This is a genomic window from Chryseobacterium sp. JJR-5R (assembly GCF_034047335.1).
In the GTDB taxonomy this organism is placed as follows: Bacteria; Bacteroidota; Bacteroidia; order Flavobacteriales; family Weeksellaceae; genus Chryseobacterium.
In genome coordinates this window covers 2,524,093-2,542,663 of sequence record NZ_CP139137.1, presented here as the reverse complement: position 1 = coordinate 2,542,663, position 18,571 = coordinate 2,524,093, and the positions used below count along the sequence as shown (strand labels likewise).

Annotated in this window: 18 protein-coding genes, 1 tRNA gene and 1 pseudogene; 17 read left to right on the top strand and 3 right to left on the bottom strand. The window is 39.9% G+C overall.

What is annotated here, in order from left to right; translation table 11 throughout:
- Positions 1 to 75 precede the first annotated feature (75 nt).
- The 5 genes from SD427_RS11245 to SD427_RS11225 are packed head-to-tail and all read left to right on the top strand — an operon-like array spanning position 76 to position 4,275.
- On the top strand, positions 76 to 759 hold the full coding sequence (locus tag SD427_RS11245) for a MarR family transcriptional regulator (protein ID WP_320557890.1): 684 nt from the start codon (positions 76 to 78) through the stop codon (positions 757 to 759).
- A gap of 2 nt (positions 760 to 761) precedes the next feature.
- A complete protein-coding gene (locus SD427_RS11240) occupies positions 762 to 2,234 on the top strand; it encodes a phytoene desaturase family protein (RefSeq protein ID WP_320557889.1) in 1,473 nt (490 codons plus the stop codon).
- Position 2,235: 1 nt separating this feature from the next.
- A complete protein-coding gene (locus tag SD427_RS11235; protein ID WP_320557888.1) occupies positions 2,236 to 3,072 on the top strand; it encodes a phytoene/squalene synthase family protein in 837 nt (278 codons plus the stop codon).
- A gap of 27 nt (positions 3,073 to 3,099) precedes the next feature.
- Positions 3,100 to 3,555 carry a sterol desaturase family protein gene (locus tag SD427_RS11230; protein ID WP_320557887.1) on the top strand — a complete coding sequence of 152 codons (456 nt, stop codon included), beginning with the start codon at positions 3,100 to 3,102 and terminating at the stop codon, positions 3,553 to 3,555.
- A 3-nt stretch (positions 3,556 to 3,558) separates the two neighbouring features.
- Positions 3,559 to 4,275, top strand: coding sequence for a lycopene cyclase domain-containing protein (locus tag SD427_RS11225; protein WP_320557886.1), 717 nt, complete (start codon positions 3,559 to 3,561; stop codon positions 4,273 to 4,275).
- 1,018 nt (positions 4,276 to 5,293) lie between these two features.
- On the opposite strand, the gene SD427_RS11220 is transcribed toward SD427_RS11225, so the two are convergent.
- Positions 5,294 to 5,821: a hypothetical protein gene (locus SD427_RS11220; protein ID WP_320557885.1), complete on the bottom strand. Its 528-nt coding sequence runs from the start codon at positions 5,819 to 5,821 to the stop codon at positions 5,294 to 5,296.
- A gap of 166 nt (positions 5,822 to 5,987) precedes the next feature.
- On the opposite strand from SD427_RS11220, the gene SD427_RS11215 reads away from it, so the two are divergent.
- Together SD427_RS11215 and SD427_RS11210 are read left to right on the top strand one after the other, a co-directional pair.
- Entirely contained in the window at positions 5,988 to 6,395 is a 408-nt protein-coding gene (locus SD427_RS11215) for a helix-turn-helix transcriptional regulator (protein WP_320557884.1), read from the top strand.
- Between the two features lie 19 nt (positions 6,396 to 6,414).
- On the top strand, positions 6,415 to 6,831 hold the full coding sequence (locus tag SD427_RS11210; protein ID WP_320557883.1) for an NUDIX hydrolase: 417 nt from the start codon (positions 6,415 to 6,417) through the stop codon (positions 6,829 to 6,831).
- A gap of 74 nt (positions 6,832 to 6,905) precedes the next feature.
- Here the strand turns inward: SD427_RS11210 and SD427_RS11205 are convergent, their stop codons facing one another.
- Entirely contained in the window at positions 6,906 to 7,139 is a 234-nt protein-coding gene (locus tag SD427_RS11205) for a hypothetical protein (protein WP_320557882.1), read from the bottom strand.
- Positions 7,140 to 7,300: 161 nt separating this feature from the next.
- On the opposite strand from SD427_RS11205, the gene SD427_RS11200 reads away from it, so the two are divergent.
- The 6 genes from SD427_RS11200 to SD427_RS11175 all read left to right on the top strand — a co-directional run bounded on the left by SD427_RS11200 (position 7,301) and on the right by SD427_RS11175 (position 15,037).
- Positions 7,301 to 10,192, top strand: coding sequence for an AsmA-like C-terminal region-containing protein (locus SD427_RS11200; RefSeq protein ID WP_320557881.1), 2,892 nt, complete (start codon positions 7,301 to 7,303; stop codon positions 10,190 to 10,192).
- A 12-nt stretch (positions 10,193 to 10,204) separates the two neighbouring features.
- Positions 10,205 to 10,837 carry an alpha-ketoglutarate-dependent dioxygenase AlkB family protein gene (locus tag SD427_RS11195; protein WP_320557880.1) on the top strand — a complete coding sequence of 211 codons (633 nt, stop codon included), beginning with the start codon at positions 10,205 to 10,207 and terminating at the stop codon, positions 10,835 to 10,837.
- A 107-nt stretch (positions 10,838 to 10,944) separates the two neighbouring features.
- A complete protein-coding gene (locus SD427_RS11190) occupies positions 10,945 to 11,163 on the top strand; it encodes a hypothetical protein (protein WP_320557879.1) in 219 nt (72 codons plus the stop codon).
- Between the two features lie 407 nt (positions 11,164 to 11,570).
- Positions 11,571 to 11,816 (top strand): glutathione synthase, encoded by a 246-nt coding sequence (locus SD427_RS11185; RefSeq protein WP_320557878.1) that lies wholly within the window; start codon positions 11,571 to 11,573, stop codon positions 11,814 to 11,816.
- Positions 11,817 to 11,999: 183 nt separating this feature from the next.
- The gene (locus SD427_RS11180; RefSeq protein WP_320557877.1) at positions 12,000 to 12,998 is read left to right on the top strand and encodes an SDR family oxidoreductase; all 999 of its coding nucleotides are present in this window, start codon (positions 12,000 to 12,002) and stop codon (positions 12,996 to 12,998) included.
- 242 nt (positions 12,999 to 13,240) lie between these two features.
- Positions 13,241 to 15,037 carry a hypothetical protein gene (locus SD427_RS11175; RefSeq protein WP_320557876.1) on the top strand — a complete coding sequence of 599 codons (1,797 nt, stop codon included), beginning with the start codon at positions 13,241 to 13,243 and terminating at the stop codon, positions 15,035 to 15,037.
- A gap of 62 nt (positions 15,038 to 15,099) precedes the next feature.
- On the opposite strand, the gene SD427_RS11170 is transcribed toward SD427_RS11175, so the two are convergent.
- The gene (locus tag SD427_RS11170) at positions 15,100 to 15,270 is read right to left on the bottom strand and encodes a DUF4236 domain-containing protein (protein ID WP_320557875.1); all 171 of its coding nucleotides are present in this window, start codon (positions 15,268 to 15,270) and stop codon (positions 15,100 to 15,102) included.
- A gap of 209 nt (positions 15,271 to 15,479) precedes the next feature.
- Between SD427_RS11170 and SD427_RS11165 the strand changes: the two genes are divergently transcribed.
- The 4 genes and pseudogenes from SD427_RS11165 to lacA all read left to right on the top strand — a co-directional run.
- Positions 15,480 to 15,564: transfer RNA gene (locus SD427_RS11165), tRNA-Ser, on the top strand.
- A 1,316-nt stretch (positions 15,565 to 16,880) separates the two neighbouring features.
- Complete coding sequence (locus SD427_RS11160; protein ID WP_320557874.1) at positions 16,881 to 17,753, top strand: DMT family transporter; 873 nt, start codon at positions 16,881 to 16,883, stop codon at positions 17,751 to 17,753.
- Positions 17,754 to 17,824: 71 nt separating this feature from the next.
- The gene (locus SD427_RS11155; RefSeq protein ID WP_320557873.1) at positions 17,825 to 18,205 is read left to right on the top strand and encodes a hypothetical protein; all 381 of its coding nucleotides are present in this window, start codon (positions 17,825 to 17,827) and stop codon (positions 18,203 to 18,205) included.
- A pseudogene (gene lacA, locus SD427_RS19080) lies at positions 18,195 to 18,347 on the top strand (galactoside O-acetyltransferase); the annotation flags it as partial. The gene SD427_RS11155 and the pseudogene lacA, both read left to right, overlap by 11 nt.
- Between the last annotated feature and the right edge of the window lie 224 nt (positions 18,348 to 18,571).

Sequence of the window (18,571 nt, the reverse complement as noted above, 5' to 3'; positions counted from 1 at the left end):
AATTTTAAAAATAAGTTTATTAATATACACGGAATCCAAATAAAAAGTATATTTGTATACTAACGTAAATTATTAATGGATTATCAGAATATAAAAGAGATCATCGGGCTTCTGGAAGAGTTTGAGGCTAAGCATACAGAAGGTGATTCCTATCCTAATAATATAGACGGTTTTAAAAAATGGGTATGTGACACTGAAAACAGAAAAGGTGGTACAATTTTAGATGAACCGTACTGGGAAGGAAAAGAAAACGGCAGAAGCGCTGAAAGTACCATCAGCACGCTGCTTGTACATCTCAACCGTTATGCAAAAACATATTCTAAATCTGTTATTTCAGAGTCTGAATTTACAACTCAGGAAGACTTTATCTATCTTATTAACCTAAAAGCTTTCGGCGAAATGACGAAAATGGAGCTTATTAAGAAAAATATTCATGATAAGCCTGTAGGCATGCTTATTATCACCAGGCTGCTGAAACAGGGCTGGATTACCCAGGAAGAATCTGAGATTGATAAAAGAAACAGGATTGTACGCATCTCGGAAAAAGGCATGGATGTACTGGACAGGCAAATGAAAAGAATCCGGGAAGCAACAGATATTATAACTGGAGACCTCAGTTACATTGAAAAAATGGAGCTGATCCGTATCCTGAATAAGCTGGACCGTTTTCATCATGCGATCTATTCCAGGAACATAGAAAATAAAGAACTTATAAAAACGGTATACCAGGAGTATTCATTTAAAAACCAGACAAATTAAAAATGGCGAAAAAAATTGCGGTCATAGGATCAGGATTTTCAGGGCTGTCCGCAGCTGCCTATGCTTCAAAGGAAGGACATGAAGTTCACCTTTTCGAAAAAAACAGCGAGGTGGGCGGACGGGCCAGGCAGTTTAAAACAGACAATGGCTATACCTTTGATATGGGCCCCAGCTGGTACTGGATGCCTGATATCATCGAATCGTTCTTCAATGATTTCGGGAAATCCGCTGCCGATTTTTATACCCTTGTCCCTTTAGATCCGCAGTTTGAAATGGTATTTTCAGACAGTACCATGAACATCCCGCAGAATTATGAAGAAATGAAGGCCCTTTTTGAAAGAACCGAAAAGGGTGCAGGGAAGAAGCTGGATGAATTCATGAACGATGCGCAGTATAAATATGAAGTGGGGATGAAGGATTTTGTCAATAAGCCCTGTTATTCATGGTTTGAGTTCATGTCTCCCAAGATCGCCAAAAGTGCATTCAAGCTTGATCTCCTGACCAACTTCCAGCGTTTTGTAAGGAAATACTTCACCCATCCCAAATTAATTGTCCTTATGGAATTTCCCGTGATTTTCCTGGGAGCCGCACCCAAAGACATACCCGCACTGTACAGTTTAATGAACTACGGGGGCTATAAGCTGGGAACCTGGTACCCGATGGGCGGGTTTTCCAAAATTATTGATGCCATGAAAGAGGTAGCAGAAGACCACGGAACAGAGGTCTATCTGAATGCTGATGTACAGAAAATCAACGTGGCAGGTAAGAAGGCCTCATCATTAACGGTTAACCGGGAGGAAATTGATTTTGATGTGATTATTGCTTCCTCAGATTACCACCATACCGAATCTAAGCTGCTTCCGGAAGAATACAGGAACTATGACGAAGACTATTGGGAAAAACGGGTTTTTGCGCCTTCCTGTCTGATCTATTATTTAGGGATAAAGGAAAAAATCCCAAACCTTAAGCACCATACTCTGTTTTTTGAAAACGACCTGGAGCTTCATACCGAAGAAATTTATAAAGATAAAAAATGGCCTACCAAGCCGCTGTTCTATGTATGCTGTCCTTCAAAAACAGATCCTTCCGTAGCGCCGGAGCATGGTGAGAATGTATTTCTCCTGATGCCCGTAGCACCGGGGATTGAAGACTCCGAAGAGATCAGGGAACGTTATTTCATGGAAATGATGCTGAGGCTGGAAAAGCATACCGGCGCATCTGATCTTCTGCTGAAAATTGATTATAAAAGAAGCTACTGCGTCAAAGATTTCCAGGAAGATTACAATGCCTATAAAGGGAATGCCTACGGCCTTGCCAACACCCTTTCCCAAACTGCCGTCTTAAAACCGTCATTAAGAAACAAAAAGATAAAAAACCTTTTCTACACGGGGCAGCTTACCGTTCCCGGTCCGGGCGTACCGCCGTCCATCATCTCCGGAAAAATAGCTGCAAACGAAGCCACCAAAATAAATTGATATGAAAAAACTATTTGATGATCTCGCCTATAAAGTAAGTAAAGAGACAACAAAACAGTACAGTACCAGTTTCTCGCTGGGAATCCTTGCCCTTTCTTCCAGCATCAGGAATCCTATATATGCCATCTATGGATATGTACGGCTTGCCGATGAGATTGTAGACAGCTTTCATGAATATGATAAGGAAAGGCTGCTGGCCAAATTCAAGGAAGATACGTTCCAGGCACTCGAAGACCGTATTTCCCTGAACCCGATCATGCAGTCTTTTCAGGAAACGGTACACTGGTTTGCTATTGATAAAAAGCTCATCCTCCGGTTTCTGAAAAGCATGGAAATGGATCTTCAGAAGCTTGATTATAATTCAGACCTTTACAAGGAATACATTCTGGGTTCGGCAGAAGTGGTGGGCCTGATGTGCCTTCAGATTTTCGTTAACGGGGACAAGGAACAGTTTGAAAGGCTTAAGCCGTATGCCATGGTGCTTGGGTCCGCATTTCAGAAAGTGAACTTTTTAAGGGATATGAAAGACGATTACCATACCTTAGGACGCAGTTATTTCCCGAACCTTGATTTCTCCCTGTTTGATAATAACGTAAAATCCTCTATTGAAAAGGAAATTGAAGAAGAATTCAGGCAGGCACTGATCGGGATCAAAAAGCTCCCGCCTTCCGCACGGTTCGGGGTTTATCTGGCCTACCGGTATTATATTTCCCTGTTCAGGAAGATCAAAAGAAAATCTGCGAATGCCATTCTGAGCGAAAGGATCAGGATATCCAACGGTGCCAAGATTTCCCTGATGATGAGCAGCTATGTACAGTACAAGACTTCATTTTTATAGATAAAATTTACATCCTAAACCGTTAATATGAATTTTCTAATTGTAGCAGCTACTTTTTTTGTGATGGAAGGGATAACCTGGCTGACCCATAAATATGTGATGCACGGATTTCTCTGGGCACTGCACAGAGACCACCATGACCACAGCACTGACGGCCCTATGGAAAAGAATGATTATTTCTTCCTCATCTTTGCGCTTCCGTCCATCCTTCTTATGGCTTACGGAACAGTCCAGGGCTTTAACCACTGGTTCTACATTGCATTAGGTATTACTTTGTACGGGATGGCTTATTTTTTCGTCCATGATATCTTCATTCACCAAAGGATCAAAGTGCTTCGGGACACCCAGAACCCGTACCTGTTAGCCATCCGCCGTGCGCACAAGCAGCACCATAAGCATACAGGCAAAGAAAAAGGCGAGTGTTTCGGATTTCTTTGGGTACCCGTGAAATATTTTCAGATGTACTTTAATAAAAACAAATAATCCATGCTGCCTTATACCTACCTGCTGATTAACTTTTTTACCATTATCGTCTGCTTTATTTTTTCGTTTCATCATAAGCTGAAATTCAACAGGCATTTCGGGGCTTTTCTGAAAGCTTCCTTCATCGTAGCACTGGTATTCATCATCTGGGATGCCTGGTTTACCAGCATAGGGGTATGGTGGTTCAATGACCGTTACCTCGTCGGGTTAAGGATTTTAGACCTTCCCATTGAAGAAATACTCTTCTTTTTCTGTATCCCTTTTTCATGCATCTTCACCTATTTCTGCCTGAATAAATTTTTTAAGCTGGACTGGAAGCCGCTTCCCGAAAAGATATTTGTCATCGTAGCAATGATCCTTTCCGTAATCGGGGCTGTTTATTTCCGTGAAAAAATATACACCTCCATGACTCTGGCCACCACGGCGTTTACCCTGTTTATGCTGTATTTTGTTTTAAAATCAAGATGGATCGGCAAAGCTTCCTTTATATACCTGATGCTGATGCCAGGCTTCCTGATGGTCAACGGCATCCTTACCGGTACCGGCCTTGAATCTCCGATCGTGAATTACAATCCTGCGGAATTCCTCGGGATCAGGATCCTCACCATTCCTATTGAAGATACGGCTTACGGCTATGAAATGATCCTCTGGAATATCTATTTATTCCAGAAGTTCAAGAAACCGGATCCGGAAACTGAGCCGGTGATGGCAGAAGCTTGACAGAAGTTTTCTTTATATTTTTTTAATTTTTTTGGGATACATTACACAGCCTTTTGATGATAAAGGCTGAATTTTTTATGTGGTTAACCCTCATCAGTATTACTCACCGGGTTCCAGATGTAATCGTGATTATCGAGAATCTAATCACAACTTCCAAACAAACATTTCTTATACATTAAGGCCTATCAATCACTAACTTCTCGATACGCTTTCTTCAAAAGCTACTCGAAGTGACGATGTACAAAGTTTGCCATTCAATCAATCGCCTCGTCAGTTCGAGTGTTTTTCGCAGCGTAGCGGAGAAAAATGTATTGAGAACCGGTGCACTTCCAAACAATACTTTTAAGATAAATCGAAACTTTTCAATTCACTAACTTCTCGATACGCTTTCTTCAAAAGCTACTCGAAGTGACGATGTACAAAGTTTGCCATTCAATCAATCGCCTCGTCAGTTCGAGTGTTTTTCGCAGCGTAGCGGAGAAAAATGTATCGGGAACCGGTGAACTCCCAAACAATACTTTTAAGATAAACTGAAACTTTTCAATTCACTAACTTCTCGATAGGCTTTCTTCAAAAGCTACTCGAAGTGACGATGTACAAAGTTTGCCATTCAATCAATCGCCTCGTCAGTTCGAGTGTTTTTCGCAGCATAGCGGAGAAAAATGTATTGAGAACCGATGAACTGCCAAACAAACATTTCTTATACATAATTGCCTATTAATTATTAACTTTTTGATGCACTTTCTTCAAAAGCTAATCCGAATTCATGTGCCATTAGCGTCCTCCGGAGATTACAAATACTCTTGTTTTAAACAAACGGAGTTCTCCGAAGCTTTGCCACAACCTGCAGGAGACTTCCGGAGCCCTCCGGAGATTACAAACACTTCTGTTTTAAACAAACCGCACCTGCAGGAACTTTCCCGCAACCTGCCGGAGACTTTCTGCAATGGCAGGAAATTACAAACAACCCTGTTTTAACTATCTGAACTCTTCATCAAAAGAAAGGTAACATGACACATTATTCATCCTTTATGCGCCGTTCAAGAATCACCTTTGCGGCATCCAGCATTTTCTGCAGGTGCAGGAACGGTGATATGCTGTTCCCTTCAGGGTAGTCTCCGTAAGGCCCTAACGAAAAATAAGCAATCCCGGTGATGAAAAAATCAAATTCCTTCAGGCTGTACCCGTTAAAAGCCTTTTGGAATACCAGGAAAGGGTCAGCGTATTCTTTATCCGACAATGCTCCCTGCATGGCCTGCGGATTATATTCCGCAGTTTGTGTACACTTGTATTTCTCCTGCAACAGGCTGATCTTGAAGCCGGCACGGATAAAGGAACGCATCGACAGATAGAAATAAAAGACCACGGAAGGATCTTTTTCTGAAAGTACTTTTTTCTTCACCGGATATTCCATCATGGAAAACAGCAGCCCTTTGGCTTCGCTTAAAGAATGTTTACCGAAAAATGCATCGAACAGCTGCAGCGGGCATCCGCCGGTATATCCTGCCCAGAAATCGGCTTCAAAATTTGTTTTTCTTTTTTTCATATGGATATGTTTTTGTGCAAAGTACGGCTGCTGAGAAAAGATATTCAATTCCTGCCCGGATATTATAGTCATAAAAATCGGGATTTTTACCGGAATAATTTTTACTTCAACCTTTCGGATTTTAACGGAACCACCGTATATTTACGGCTGATAAAAATAAAAACACATGGAACAGAAAATACATCAGGGACGCAACGTCAAACGGTTCAGGGAAATGCTGGGCATCAAGCAGGAAGCTTTAGCCTTCGACCTCGGAGGAGACTGGAATCAGAAAAAAATATCCATAATGGAACAAAAGGATGTTATTGATGATTCTCTGTTAAAGCAAATCTCCGAAGTCATGAAAATTCCGGTAGAAGCTTTTCAGAATTTTGATGAAGAACAGGCCATCAATGTAATTTCAAATACATTTCATAACGGAGCGTTTTTTGCCAGTTCTGTCGGTACTTATAATGTTAATCCAATTGCAGAAATCATAAAGATTCATGAAGAAAAAATTTCCCTTTACGAGCGCATGCTTAGAGAGAAAGACGAAATGATGGCCCGGCTGGATGCCCTGATCAAAAACGGTTAACTCCAGGCACTATTCCAACATGAAAACAAGCGCAGGCATCTTATTATTCAAAAGAGAACACGGGAAAATATTTTATTTCCTGGTGCATCCGGGCGGTCCGTTCTGGAAGAATAAAGACCTGGGCGCATGGTCTGTCCCGAAAGGCGAGGCCTTAGAAGGGGAAAACCTGCTGGATCGGGCCCTTATTGAGTTTGAAGAAGAGACAGGGAAAAATATCAACGGGAATTTTATCCCGCTGCAGCCGGTAAAACAGAAATCCGGTAAGACAGTGCATGCCTGGGCACTGGAAAGTGACCTGGAACTGTCCGGTTTATACAGCAATACCGTCCTGATAGACTGGCCGCCGCGCTCCGGAAAGAAGCTGGAAATCCCGGAGGTAGACCGGTGGGAGTGGTATGAGACAGAAGAAGCCTGTAAAAAAATAAATCCTGCGTAGGCAGAATTTATTGCAGAACTTGAACATATATTGAATCGTATCTAGCTGCCGGTTTTCAGACAGCATAAACCTTTTTATTCGCCGTCTTTTTCTTTCTTAAAGCTTACCACTTCATAGTTTCCGTCTGAGCAGTATTCCTTACAGCTTTCATCCGTAAATGATTCCGGATCCTTCAGGAAATCTTCAATATACTTTGCGCTTTCATCCGTATTGGCCGGGGTAATCACAACGTGGAACAGTTTCAAAACAGATTCATCTGCATTGTTAAAAGATTCTTTCTTATGCTTTACAGCTTCCTGATAATTCATACCTGTATTTTTTATGGGGTTGGTGAAGCTATGAATAAACTGTGCCAATTGCCTCATTTTTAAACAATACTTACAGTGTGTGGTACTTCGGGGCCTGGATCTCTACTGCAATGGCTTGATTTTAGATAACTGTAAAGAGTTAATTTCAAAAATAACCGGAGATGAAAAAATTTAAACACATCATATTAAAAATCCTCAAATGGACGGGGATTTCTCTAGCATCCATTCTTTTTCTGATGTTTATCTTGCCCATTCTTTTCCCGGGAACCATCTCCTCACAAGTGAAGATATTTGCCAATAAGCACTTGGCGGGCAAGCTGGATTACCGCAAGACGCATCTTACTTTTTTCAGGCATTTCCCGTCGCTTACCGTTACCGTGGATGATCTTTTACTGAAGGGGTCCAAACCGTTCCAGAATGATACGCTGCTTGCAGCCAGGGAAGTTTCCGTAGGGATCAACCTGAAAAACCTGATCTTCGACCGGCAGGTGAAAATAGATGAGATATACGTTACCGATGCCTACGCCAATGTATTCGTTAATACAAAAGGAGAGGCCAACTACAATGTCTATGTCTCAAAACCTTCGGAAAAGCCTAAAGATACTGCCGCTGCAGGCCCTTCCATAAAGCTTGATTTTATCAAGCTGAAGAACTGGAATATCAGATACAACGACCATGCAGCCCGGGTTCTGGTGGATGCCAAAGGACTTAATTATACCGGACAGGGAGGGCTGAGTGAAGATATTTTCGATCTTGAAACCGACCTTGATATCAACAAGCTTGATTTCAGCCTGAACCGGATTTATTACGCGCAACAGAAAACGCTTCATGCAGATCTAATTACGAGAATCAACACCAACGCATTAACTTTTGTATTGAGGAAAAACGAGCTCAGGATCAATGACCTGCCGTTGAAATTTACGGGTTTCGTAAGTATCCTGAAAGACGGTTATAACCTTGATATCAAAGCCGCTTCGGAAAAAACAACCATCCGGGATATGATCTCCGTATTGCCGCCCCAATACCTGAACTGGGCAAAAGATACCAAGATAGAAGGCAACAGTGATCTGTTTTTCAGCCTGAAAGGCAGGTTCAGCGAACCCAAAAACCTGAAGCCCAGGTTAAATGCAAGGCTGTTTATACAGGACGGCTACGTTTCCAACGGAAAGGCACCGGTGCCGATGAACCACCTGAATATGAACCTGAATGTTGACCTTCCTTCCCTGAATACAGACCAGTTGGGGATCGATCTTAAGAACCTGAGCTTTGACCTGGGCGCGAACAACAGCTTTAAAGCAGTAGTGCAGACCAAAGGGCTGAATGAAATGATGGTAAATGCCAATATCAAAGGAGCCGTAAACCTGCAGACCCTGGACCAGGCATTGGGGCTTAAAGATATTGATGTGAGAGGGATGATGGATACCAATATTCAGTCGAAAGGGATTTTCAGCCTTGATAAGAAACTATTCCCAAAAACCGACGGATACCTCAACCTGAAGAACGGCTGGCTGAAAACAAAATACTATCCGAATGCAATCCAGAATATCAGCATGGTGGCCAATATTGTCAATACCGACGGTACTTTCAAAAGCCTGGGAGTGAAACTGAATCCTTTTAAATTTGATTTTGAAGGCAATCCGGTCTTTATCAATGCAGACCTTCAGAATTTTGAGGACGTATTATACAAAGTCCGCGCAAAAGGGGTATTGAATATCGGAAGGATTTATAAGGTTTTTGCGAAGAAAGGATTTGATGTAAGCGGCCTGATCATGGCCGACCTTTCATTGAACGGAAGACAGAGCTACGCTACGAACGGACAGTACAGCAGGCTCGATAATAAAGGTAACCTGATTTTAAAGAACATAAAGGCAACCACAGAATACCTGCCGAAGTCATTTTTTATCAAAGAAGGGAATTTCCAGTTTGAAAATGAGAAAATGTGGTTCAGGAAGTTTTTTGCCACCTACGGAAAATCTGATTTTGCACTGAACGGTTATCTTTTAAACACCATTAATTATTTTATTGAAAGGCGCGGAACGCTTCACGGAAAATTCGGGCTGAACTCCAATTATATTTTGATTGATGAATTCATGGCCCTGAAGAACGGTGATAATTCCAAAAAATCAATAGATGTGGAATATGCAAAAGTAGAGAACCCGAAAAGCAGCGGTGTTGTGATTGTCCCTGATAATCTTGATGTTGCTTTAACTGTAAATGCAAAAAAGGTTGAGTTTAAAGGGCTTGGATTAAACCACATCAAAGGAAATGCAGCAGTGGAAAAAGGACAGGTGTACCTTAAAAACACCTCTTTCGATATTATCGGAAGCCGGATGAATATTGATGCAAGGTACCAGAATGAATCTCCGTTAACAGCCAATTATGACGTGGCGCTTAAAGTACTGGATTTTAATGTCCAGCGTGCTTATAAAGAGATCGATATGGTACGTGAAATGGCAACGGCTGCAAAAGATGTTAAAGGGATTGTTTCCATAGATTATAAGCTGAAAGGCGACTTTGATAAAAACATGAAGCCTATCTATCCGTCCCTTGAAGGAGGCGGCGTAGTAAATCTTAGGGATGTAGAAGTAAAGAATCTTAAGATGCTTTCTGCAGTAGGCGACAATTTGGGGTCAAAAGCATTCAATGATCCGGATATGAAAGGCGTGAATATCGAAACCCATATCAAAAACAATCTGATCCATGTGGATAAGTTTACCTTTAAGGTTTCGATCCTGAGGCCTACGGTAAGCGGAACATCCAGTTTTAACGGTCTTCTTGACCTCAGGATAAGAATCGGGATCCTGCCGGGCGGAATTATCGGATTCCCGGTAGTGGTTACCGGTACCCATGATAAGCCGAAGATTAAAATTTTCAGCAAAAAGGGGCAGGGAATCCTGGATGCCGTCTACAACAAGAAGACCAATAAAATAATCCGTCAGGAAAAAAGAGCTGAAAAGAAGACCCGGAGACAGCAGCGGAAGGAAAAAGAAGCCCAGGAAGACAGAGCAAAAAACGCCGAAAAACAAATTAATAAAGATCTTAAGCAAAAATAAAGGTAAAGCAAGATGAATCAGTTGACCTTATTTAATCCAGATGAATATTACCGTTTCCCCGAAGAACTGCTGGAGTATACCGCAGATTTTTTAGACGAGAAAAAAGCCGGCAAGCTCCTGCAGAAACTCATGGATGCCACGCCCTGGAAGAAGGATAAGAATATTCAAAAGACTTACGATAAGGAGGTCCGGGCTCCGCGCTTAACGGCATGGTACGGCGATGGAAGCAAATCCTATCATCTTGGGGGAAATGAATTTATGGTGAATCAGTGGTCCCCCGAACTGCTGAATCTGAAGAAAAAGATTGAAAAAGCTACCGGATACCATTTTAATACTGCGCTGCTGAATTTATACCGCGACGGAAATGATTCGGCAGCGTGGAAACGGGATAAAGAAAGTGAATTGGGGGACTGTCCGGTTTTGGCTTCCGTAAACCTGGGGCAGGTGAGGGATTTTGATTTCAGGAAATTTGATGACCGCAAAAAGAAATACAGCCTGCCGCTTCAGCATGGCTCACTCCTGATCATGAAAGGCGGCCTGCAGATACACTGGGAGCACCGCATGTCAAAGTCTGAAAATATACAGGAACCGGGGATTAATATTACATTCAGGATGATCCGTGAAATTTCAGAAATCCGAGAATAATACGATAATGGATTATTTTTATTAAGAACATAAATAATTAATCATTTTAACATAAGTTGGCAAAGAAATTGTGTATATCTAAAAGAAAGTGTTAAAATACAGCAGCTATGAATATTTCTTATTACGATTTTAAAAATATGCCGGATCAGGATCAGTGCAGTTTGGTGATGAACCAGGGGCGTGTGATGAATGAAAGAACAATCAATACAATAAAATATGTGCTGTACGAAGTTTCCCATTTTACGGTAGAAATGATTTATAATACAATGAACAATAAGGTGGAGGGAATCAATGTATTCCAGAACAAAGGGGCATATGCAGTATAGTGTACTTTTATAAATTGCCTGCTCATTAAACAAGATACATACAAACAGCTTTCACAGGCTGTTTTTTTATTTACATAAACGTCCTGTGAAACAGATTCAAAAAATAAATTCTTATTGATCGCTTAGGCCCGGCAGATGTACATGCATAGCCTCTTAAAGGTATTATATAGTTAAACAGAGTTCGATATTAATTCATAAAAAAATCCTCAGATAGGATCTGAGGATAAAAACTAATAACCATGAAAACTCAAATTAAACATGAGTACTTATCATTATTAAAATATTGTGCCAATTTATAAATATACCTTTGTGATTAAGAAAAATTAAGATTTTTTAATAAAATTTAATAGTTTTTAATTCTGGCACAGTTTATTCTGTATATCTCTTACACATAAAAGAATAACATCATGGCAGAAAAAAGTTTTAGAAAAGAAGATTTTATAAAAGGCGACGCGGAAGATTATAAGCTGCAGTTCCGTAAAGACGAAATCGGGATCGGTTCAGACCTTACGGTAGAACGGATTGATGATTCCGGTGAGCATGAAGTCGTGATGGCCAACATACACCGTAACGACGATTATGTGGAAATCTTCTGGAGCGAACCTTTTAACGGAAGGCTGCTCTTCGACAGCAAAGTAACCTTCGGCGAATAATACATTAAATCAGATCCCCTTTATAACAAGGGGATTTTTTTACGATGCCTGTTTTATCAGGCAATTCCATAATCCTGACCGCAGTAAACCTCTTTTTACCATTAATCAAAAGATTAAATACAAAGCGTCCCTGTGGCATAATAATAGGTTAATCTAAATACAAACCAATAAAATATTAGCAAAATGAAATCAGACCATAGTATTGAAAGAACCCTTGAAGGAAAAACAGTGGTCATTACAGGAGGAAGCAGTGGAGTAGGAAGGGCCGTTGCCGAAGCTTTTGCCCTGGAAGGCTGTACGGTTGTTGTGGCAGCAAGAGGCAAAGAGGCGCTGGACGAAACCGTTGCCCTGTGCAGGGATCTGGGAGTGGCAGCATTGGGTGTCCCTACTGATGTATCCGTTGCATCCGAGATGCAGAACTTAGCCAATAAAGCCATGCAGTTTAACGGCAGGATAGATATCTGGGTGAATAATGCAGGGGTAATGGCAAGCGGCAAGTTTGAAGAAATCCCGATGGATCTGAACGAGCAGGTAATTAAAACCAATCTTTTCGGGTATATGCACGGAGCATACACTGCACTGCCGATCTTTAAAAACCAGAAAGAAGGTATTCTGATCAATAATATTTCCATCGGGGGCTTTATGCCGGCTCCGTACAGTGCCGTGTATTCCTCGACAAAATTCGGGATCCGCGGGATGATGGAATGCCTTCACGGGGAGATTTCAGATTTTCCTGATGTCCATATCTGCAACGTTTATCCGCAGATCCAGCGTTCTACGGGAAATATGCATTCGGCTAAATTTTCAGGGCTGGATTTTAAAGTCCCACCATTTGCAGCAGATCCGCGGGACACGGCTGCCAAGTTTGTGGAACTGGCCAAGCACCCGCGGAAAGAAACGTTCCCGGATGCCATGTCAAAAATCCTTACTACGGCCTATAAATTATTTCCTAAACCGGTCATTAATACTGCTTCTGCAGGCATGAGGCTGATGATGAAGCTTAAAAATGCACCGTCTGATACCGGGAATATCCTACAGCCTTCACCGAACCCCCACAGAATTTATGGAGAAACGATCCTCCCGGCAGTATCCAGAAAAACAAGGATGGCTGCACTTGCCGGGCTTGGGTTAGGACTTGCTTTTATGCTGCTTAAATCAAAATCTTCAGGAAATAAATCATAATGACAGTTGTAGTGTGACCCAATGCTTTTCTGATTATAAATAACACCGAAAGTTCCGGGCAAATCTTCGATTTGCCCGGAACTTTTTTTAAAGGAAGTCCAAAAACGTGATTTTCTGCATCATTTAAGAAATTCATCTCTTATTTAATGCATAATTCATTTAAAACGGATATTTTTGTACCAGTGAATGAATTGATGGGAATTTAGAGGAAAAGACATTACATTATTTAATCAAAATAAAAAATGATCAAAAAACCTTTGCACAATTTCCATATTCCCGTTATGGGATTGGCTTACACGATAGACAGCCCTATCCGTGTGGCACAGTACGGAATCTCTTCCGTAATTTCTATAATTGATGATGAGATTATAGAGAAAATGAAAAACTTTTACAGTAAAAAGTTCAATCTCGGAGATTTGAGTATTTCCGACAGGGTTGATGACTACCGCGCCAAAAGGATTACCGCCTATCTGGACATGGTAGATGATATTGTGAATGAAAAATTCGAGGCGTTTAAAGAAGAAATCTCCAGGAATGCAGCCGCACTCAGGAATTTCACGGATATGCTTCCCAATACGTCAGAGGTGAAAGCCGGCCTGAAGAATATGCTTGACCAGAACCCTACCGTTGCCTCCGTGAGAAACTTTATTGAAAAGCATCTTTCGCCTGGAAATATCGATGTCAACATCATGACGAAGGTGGATAAAGATAACTTTAAGAACAGCGAGCCCCTGCCGGTGATCTACAACGATGCCCATGCCTCCTTACGCGGATTTGCCAACAGCAGGCTGTCTTCATCCGTGGTGCTTTCTGCAGGAATGAATCCCCGATTGTATAGCTACCTCGAAGAGTTTGCTGATTTTTTCCCTGATAGTAACGGAATCCTGAAGAAAAAAATTATCCTGAAAGTGAGTGATTTTCGTTCCGCAATAGTCCAGGGGAATTTCCTGGCTAAAAAAGGGCTTTGGGTTTCCGAATACAGGATCGAATCCGGGCTGAACTGCGGCGGTCATGCTTTTGCTACGGAAGGGTTGCTTTTAGGGACCATCCTGGAAGAATTCAAACAGAAGAAAAACGAGCTGATCCGGTCTGCCTATGATCTGATGGCCAAAGCTTTGGAACAGAAACAGAAATATCCCGTTTCTGTACCTCCGGAGATGAAAATAACCGTTCAGGGCGGCGTGGGGACTTCCGAAGAACATGATTTCCTTTTGAAAACTTATGATATTGAAAGTATCGGCTGGGGATCTCCGTTCCTGCTGGTGCCGGAAGCCACGTCCGTTGACCGTGAAACGAGGGAGCTGCTTGTGCAGTCAAAAGAAGCGGACTTTTACCTCAGCAACCTTTCGCCTTTGGGTGTGCCTTTCAATACTGTAAAAGGAACATCCAATGAAATCATCAGGCATGAAAAGGAGAAAAGAAACCGGTACGGAAGCTCATGCCCTAAAAAATTCCTGGCTTTAAGCAGGGAGTATTCACCGGAAGGCATATGTACCGCATCAAAAAAATACCAGGACATCAAATTCATGGAACTGGATGCTGAGAAAGAAAGCATAACCGAGGAGGTATTCCAGAAAAGAAAGGAAGCTATTACTGAAAAAGCCTGTCTCTGTGTGGGATTGGTCAACGCCGCCTATATGGAACAGAACCTTCCTGTTAAAGGAGAAAAACAGGGCGTGGTGATCTGTCCGGGGCCTAATTTGGCATTTTTTGATAAAGAAGTTTCCCTTTCGGAAATGGTACAGCATATTTACGGAAATAAAAATATCCTTCCGGATAATAACCGTCCCCATATGTTTATCAATGAACTGAAAATGTATGTGGAGCACCTTAAAAAAGAAGTACAGGACTTTTCAGGAATGCTTACCAATGCGCAGATAAAGAAATGGAAGACCTTTAAGGATAACCTTCTGCAGGGAATCGTTTATTATGAAACCCTTTTCCGGGAAACCGATTTCTTCAGGAAAGATTCCAGTATCAGTCAGCAACTGGAACAGGGCAGGCTGATCATATCGGAAATTGAAATCCCCGGTAATTAGAAGAAAATCTTACAGGGCCGCCTTACAAACCGTGACGGCGGCCTCTGTTATGAAACCTTCGGCTAGAACAGCTTTTTAAAGAGGCTCACCCAATTGTTATTGATCCGCGTGCCTCTTGAACTGAAATTGACACTAGCACCCCGCCTGCCAATGGTGGTATTGACCCCTTTCCAGCTGATATTCAAGTGAACACCGGACATCAGCCGGATCCTTTTTCTATAACTCCATCCCATAGTACGATTGTTGTTTTTTGGTTAATTGTTTTATTTTTTAAAATTACCGATGTTGCAACAGGAATTTTTGCGGTTTTCCGTAAAGGACACATATTTTTAACCGCTAAAATACAAGGCATAATTTTCCGCAGCCTTTAAAATATATTTGTCGGTATTAAAAATAGTTGTATATTTGCACCACTGAAAACGGCGATATCATCGGAGTTTTTGGAGAGATGGCAGAGTGGTCGATTGCGATAGTCTTGAAAACTATTGACTGTAACAGGTCCGGGGGTTCGAATCCCTCTCTCTCCGCTGGTAGAGAAACTAAAATAAGCTAAAACGCTGTAAACGTCAATGTTTACAGCGTTTTTTGTTTTACGTTAGGGTAACGGTTCAGATGTGGAGTTTTTAACTTAACTCGCTGATGGATAACTTAATGCGAAAAAATAAAAAAAGATGTATGATAATACATCTTTTTTTATTTTTGTCGGCTAAAATCGTAAAATAACGGCTCTGAAATGAACTTTCGTATGCCTGACGGTTCAGATGTGGAGTTGGTAAATCGTGTGAACCCTTATGGATAAACTTCGAAATAGCTGTTTTCATTGTAATTACAGTTACTGTATTAAGGCAGGAAAAGCTTCACAACATAAACAACGTTACCAATGTAAAAGATGTAAGAAGAAATTCATTGGCAACTATTCCTATAATACTTATCATAGAAGTACTAATCATAATATACAGCAACTGATAACAGAGAGTGTTGGTATCAGTGGAGTAGGTAGATTGCTTAGTATAAGCAAAACGACAATACTCAAAAAAATCCTTAACATATCGACTAACATAATTAAGCCTCCAATCCCTAAAGGAATTACCATCGAAGTTGATGAATTAAAAACTTACACTAAGAACAAAAGTAACGAATATTGGGGTAGTTGCAGCGTATTGCCGAGAGACCAAGAAAATAGTTGATTATAAGTTTGGTAGAAGAACTACCAAGACTCTACAATGTGTTACAGATACATTGCTTTTTGCCAATCCGGTTAAGATATATACTGATCGACTGAATATCTATCCTAATTAATACCTAAACGTCTTCATAATACTAAAAGAAGAGAAAATAATCATATTGAGAGAAAATTTCCTGATTTAAGAACTCATATAAAAAGATTAGGGAGAAAGAGTATCAATAAAGGTGAAAAAGACAGATATACTGATGCGATATTAAGAATTTATTTCTGGGGAATTCCCAAGAATGAAAATAAGAAGAGTAGATGTTTATCTTATCTAAGTTAGGTAGGTGATCTGAAAATTTGTTGCTTTATATTTTGACAGAAACAATAATATAAAAGTGTCCCAAGCTCAAGGAGGCTCAGATATTTAATTTTATATATGGTTTTAATTAAAATAAGGTAACGGTTCAAACATGGAATACTTTAGAAACTCCACATCTGAACGGTCACCCTATTTTGTAAATACATAGAAAAAAAATATCTTTGTAATGGATAAGAAATTAAACTTTAGCTGTTATTCCATCGTTAGAGAAGAAATTGGGAATAGTAGTGTTTCTTTGCATCAGAATGCATACTCTAATATTTGAATGTAAAACTCATTTAAAATATTTAGATATGCAAAAAAAACATCTATTTTTACTGCTTTTAATTTCAGGAACCGGTTTTTGGGGAATTTCTTTTACTTTCGTTAAAGTTGGAATAGGTTCTGGCTCCCCATATATTTTTCTCTTTTATAAATTTCTAATTGCATTTGTAGTACTCAGCACTGTATTTTTTAATCACCTGAAGAAAATCTCCAAGAAAACTGTGAAAATCGGATTTTTAATCGGAATTCCCCTTCTTGTTGGAAATTTTTTACAATCAATAGGACTTAAATATACTACGGTTTCAAACTCGGCATTTATTACAGGTATGGATGTATTATTAATTCCAATTCTCAAATTTGCAGTTTATAAAAAGAAGGTTGCTAATAAAATCTGGCTTGCCTGTGTTTTGGCATTAATCGGATTGTATATAATCGTTGTCAAAGACGGTCTTTCTCTAAATTATGGAGATTTATGGATTGTAGCGTGTGCATTTGCTTTTGCATTTTACGTTTTACAAGTCGGAAAATACTCTAAAGAAGCTGATCCAATTCCCAGTGTCATCATTCTAATGCTGTTTTGTGCTATCGGTAGCGGAATGTTCGGCATTTTTGATAGTCAGTCAGTCTGGATTCCTAAGAATTTTGATTTTTGGAACGGAGTTTTATTTGCAGGACTATTCGCAACTGCATTTATGTACACCGTACAAAATATTGGTCAGCGATATTTAAGTGAGGAAAAAGTGGCTATGACATATCTTTTCGAACCTATTTTCGCCACAATTGCCGGAGTAATTATTTTAGGTGAAACCTTTAACAAAGAAATTTTTATAGGTGGAAGCTTAATTTTCTGTGCGATGCTAATCGTTGAACTCAACTTGAATTTTAAAAGAAAAAAATTATAAATACAGCAGTTTTTATAAGCATCTAAATAATCATCATTTAGTCATTAAATAATCTCAAAAAAAATATTTATATGGACGAAAGAATAGAATATAAAAGAAATGATTCATCTTTGGCTACAAAATTTAAGAAAGCAGGAAAGTTAATTCAGAAATATAATCAAGTTGATTATGATAATACTAGTTTAAAAATTTCAATACTTACTGAATTGTTAGGTTCATTGAATGAAGGCATTAATATTGAGCATAATTTCCATTGTGACTTAGGATATAATATTCATGTGGGTAAAAATTTTTATGCTGGATATAATTTCACAGTTTTAGATATGGCTGTAGTTCGAATAGGAGACAATTGCCTGCTTGCACCAAATGTAGGACTTTATACGGCAGGCCATAATATAAATCCAATAGATAGGCATAAGTCAGGTCATGCTTCACCAATATATAGGAAATAGTGTGTGGATTGGAGGTCATGTAGTTATAGTTGGAGGTGTGACAATCGGAGACAATTCTATAGTAGCTGCAGGTTCAGTGGTGATTAAGGATGTTCCTCCAAATACTATTGTAGGTGGAAACCCTGCTAAAATTATTAGAGAAATTTAAAAAACTTTTAATTTGATTTGTTTTTTTAATCAAAGCAAACGGATAAGTTTTATTTTAATAGTTGTGCTATTAAAATAAAAATCTTAAAAAAATGATAAAATTTATGCTAATATAATAGCTTTACAAAAGTTGTATAAGATTGACACAATGTGAACTTCAAAAGTCAGCAATAATTTAAAAGATAACATTCAGACTATAATATTCAACTTTTTTAAATC

What these genes read in the sequence shown, in the direction of transcription:
- SD427_RS11245 (WP_320557890.1), top strand. Translation starts at nt 76, where the DNA reads ATGGATTATCAGAATATAAAAGAGATCATCGGGCTTCTGGAAGAGTTT.
- SD427_RS11240 (WP_320557889.1), top strand. Translation starts at nt 762, where the DNA reads ATGGCGAAAAAAATTGCGGTCATAGGATCAGGATTTTCAGGGCTGTCC.
- SD427_RS11235 (WP_320557888.1), top strand. Translation starts at nt 2,236, where the DNA reads ATGAAAAAACTATTTGATGATCTCGCCTATAAAGTAAGTAAAGAGACA.
- SD427_RS11230 (WP_320557887.1), top strand. Translation starts at nt 3,100, where the DNA reads ATGAATTTTCTAATTGTAGCAGCTACTTTTTTTGTGATGGAAGGGATA.
- SD427_RS11225 (WP_320557886.1), top strand. Translation starts at nt 3,559, where the DNA reads ATGCTGCCTTATACCTACCTGCTGATTAACTTTTTTACCATTATCGTC.
- SD427_RS11220 (WP_320557885.1), bottom strand. Translation starts at nt 5,821, where the DNA reads ATGAAAAAAAGAAAAACAAATTTTGAAGCCGATTTCTGGGCAGGATAT.
- SD427_RS11215 (WP_320557884.1), top strand. Translation starts at nt 5,988, where the DNA reads ATGGAACAGAAAATACATCAGGGACGCAACGTCAAACGGTTCAGGGAA.
- SD427_RS11210 (WP_320557883.1), top strand. Translation starts at nt 6,415, where the DNA reads ATGAAAACAAGCGCAGGCATCTTATTATTCAAAAGAGAACACGGGAAA.
- SD427_RS11205 (WP_320557882.1), bottom strand. Translation starts at nt 7,139, where the DNA reads ATGAATTATCAGGAAGCTGTAAAGCATAAGAAAGAATCTTTTAACAAT.
- SD427_RS11200 (WP_320557881.1), top strand. Translation starts at nt 7,301, where the DNA reads ATGAAAAAATTTAAACACATCATATTAAAAATCCTCAAATGGACGGGG.
- SD427_RS11195 (WP_320557880.1), top strand. Translation starts at nt 10,205, where the DNA reads ATGAATCAGTTGACCTTATTTAATCCAGATGAATATTACCGTTTCCCC.
- SD427_RS11190 (WP_320557879.1), top strand. Translation starts at nt 10,945, where the DNA reads ATGAATATTTCTTATTACGATTTTAAAAATATGCCGGATCAGGATCAG.
- SD427_RS11185 (WP_320557878.1), top strand. Translation starts at nt 11,571, where the DNA reads ATGGCAGAAAAAAGTTTTAGAAAAGAAGATTTTATAAAAGGCGACGCG.
- SD427_RS11180 (WP_320557877.1), top strand. Translation starts at nt 12,000, where the DNA reads ATGAAATCAGACCATAGTATTGAAAGAACCCTTGAAGGAAAAACAGTG.
- SD427_RS11175 (WP_320557876.1), top strand. Translation starts at nt 13,241, where the DNA reads ATGATCAAAAAACCTTTGCACAATTTCCATATTCCCGTTATGGGATTG.
- SD427_RS11170 (WP_320557875.1), bottom strand. Translation starts at nt 15,270, where the DNA reads ATGGGATGGAGTTATAGAAAAAGGATCCGGCTGATGTCCGGTGTTCAC.
- SD427_RS11160 (WP_320557874.1), top strand. Translation starts at nt 16,881, where the DNA reads ATGCAAAAAAAACATCTATTTTTACTGCTTTTAATTTCAGGAACCGGT.
- SD427_RS11155 (WP_320557873.1), top strand. Translation starts at nt 17,825, where the DNA reads ATGGACGAAAGAATAGAATATAAAAGAAATGATTCATCTTTGGCTACA.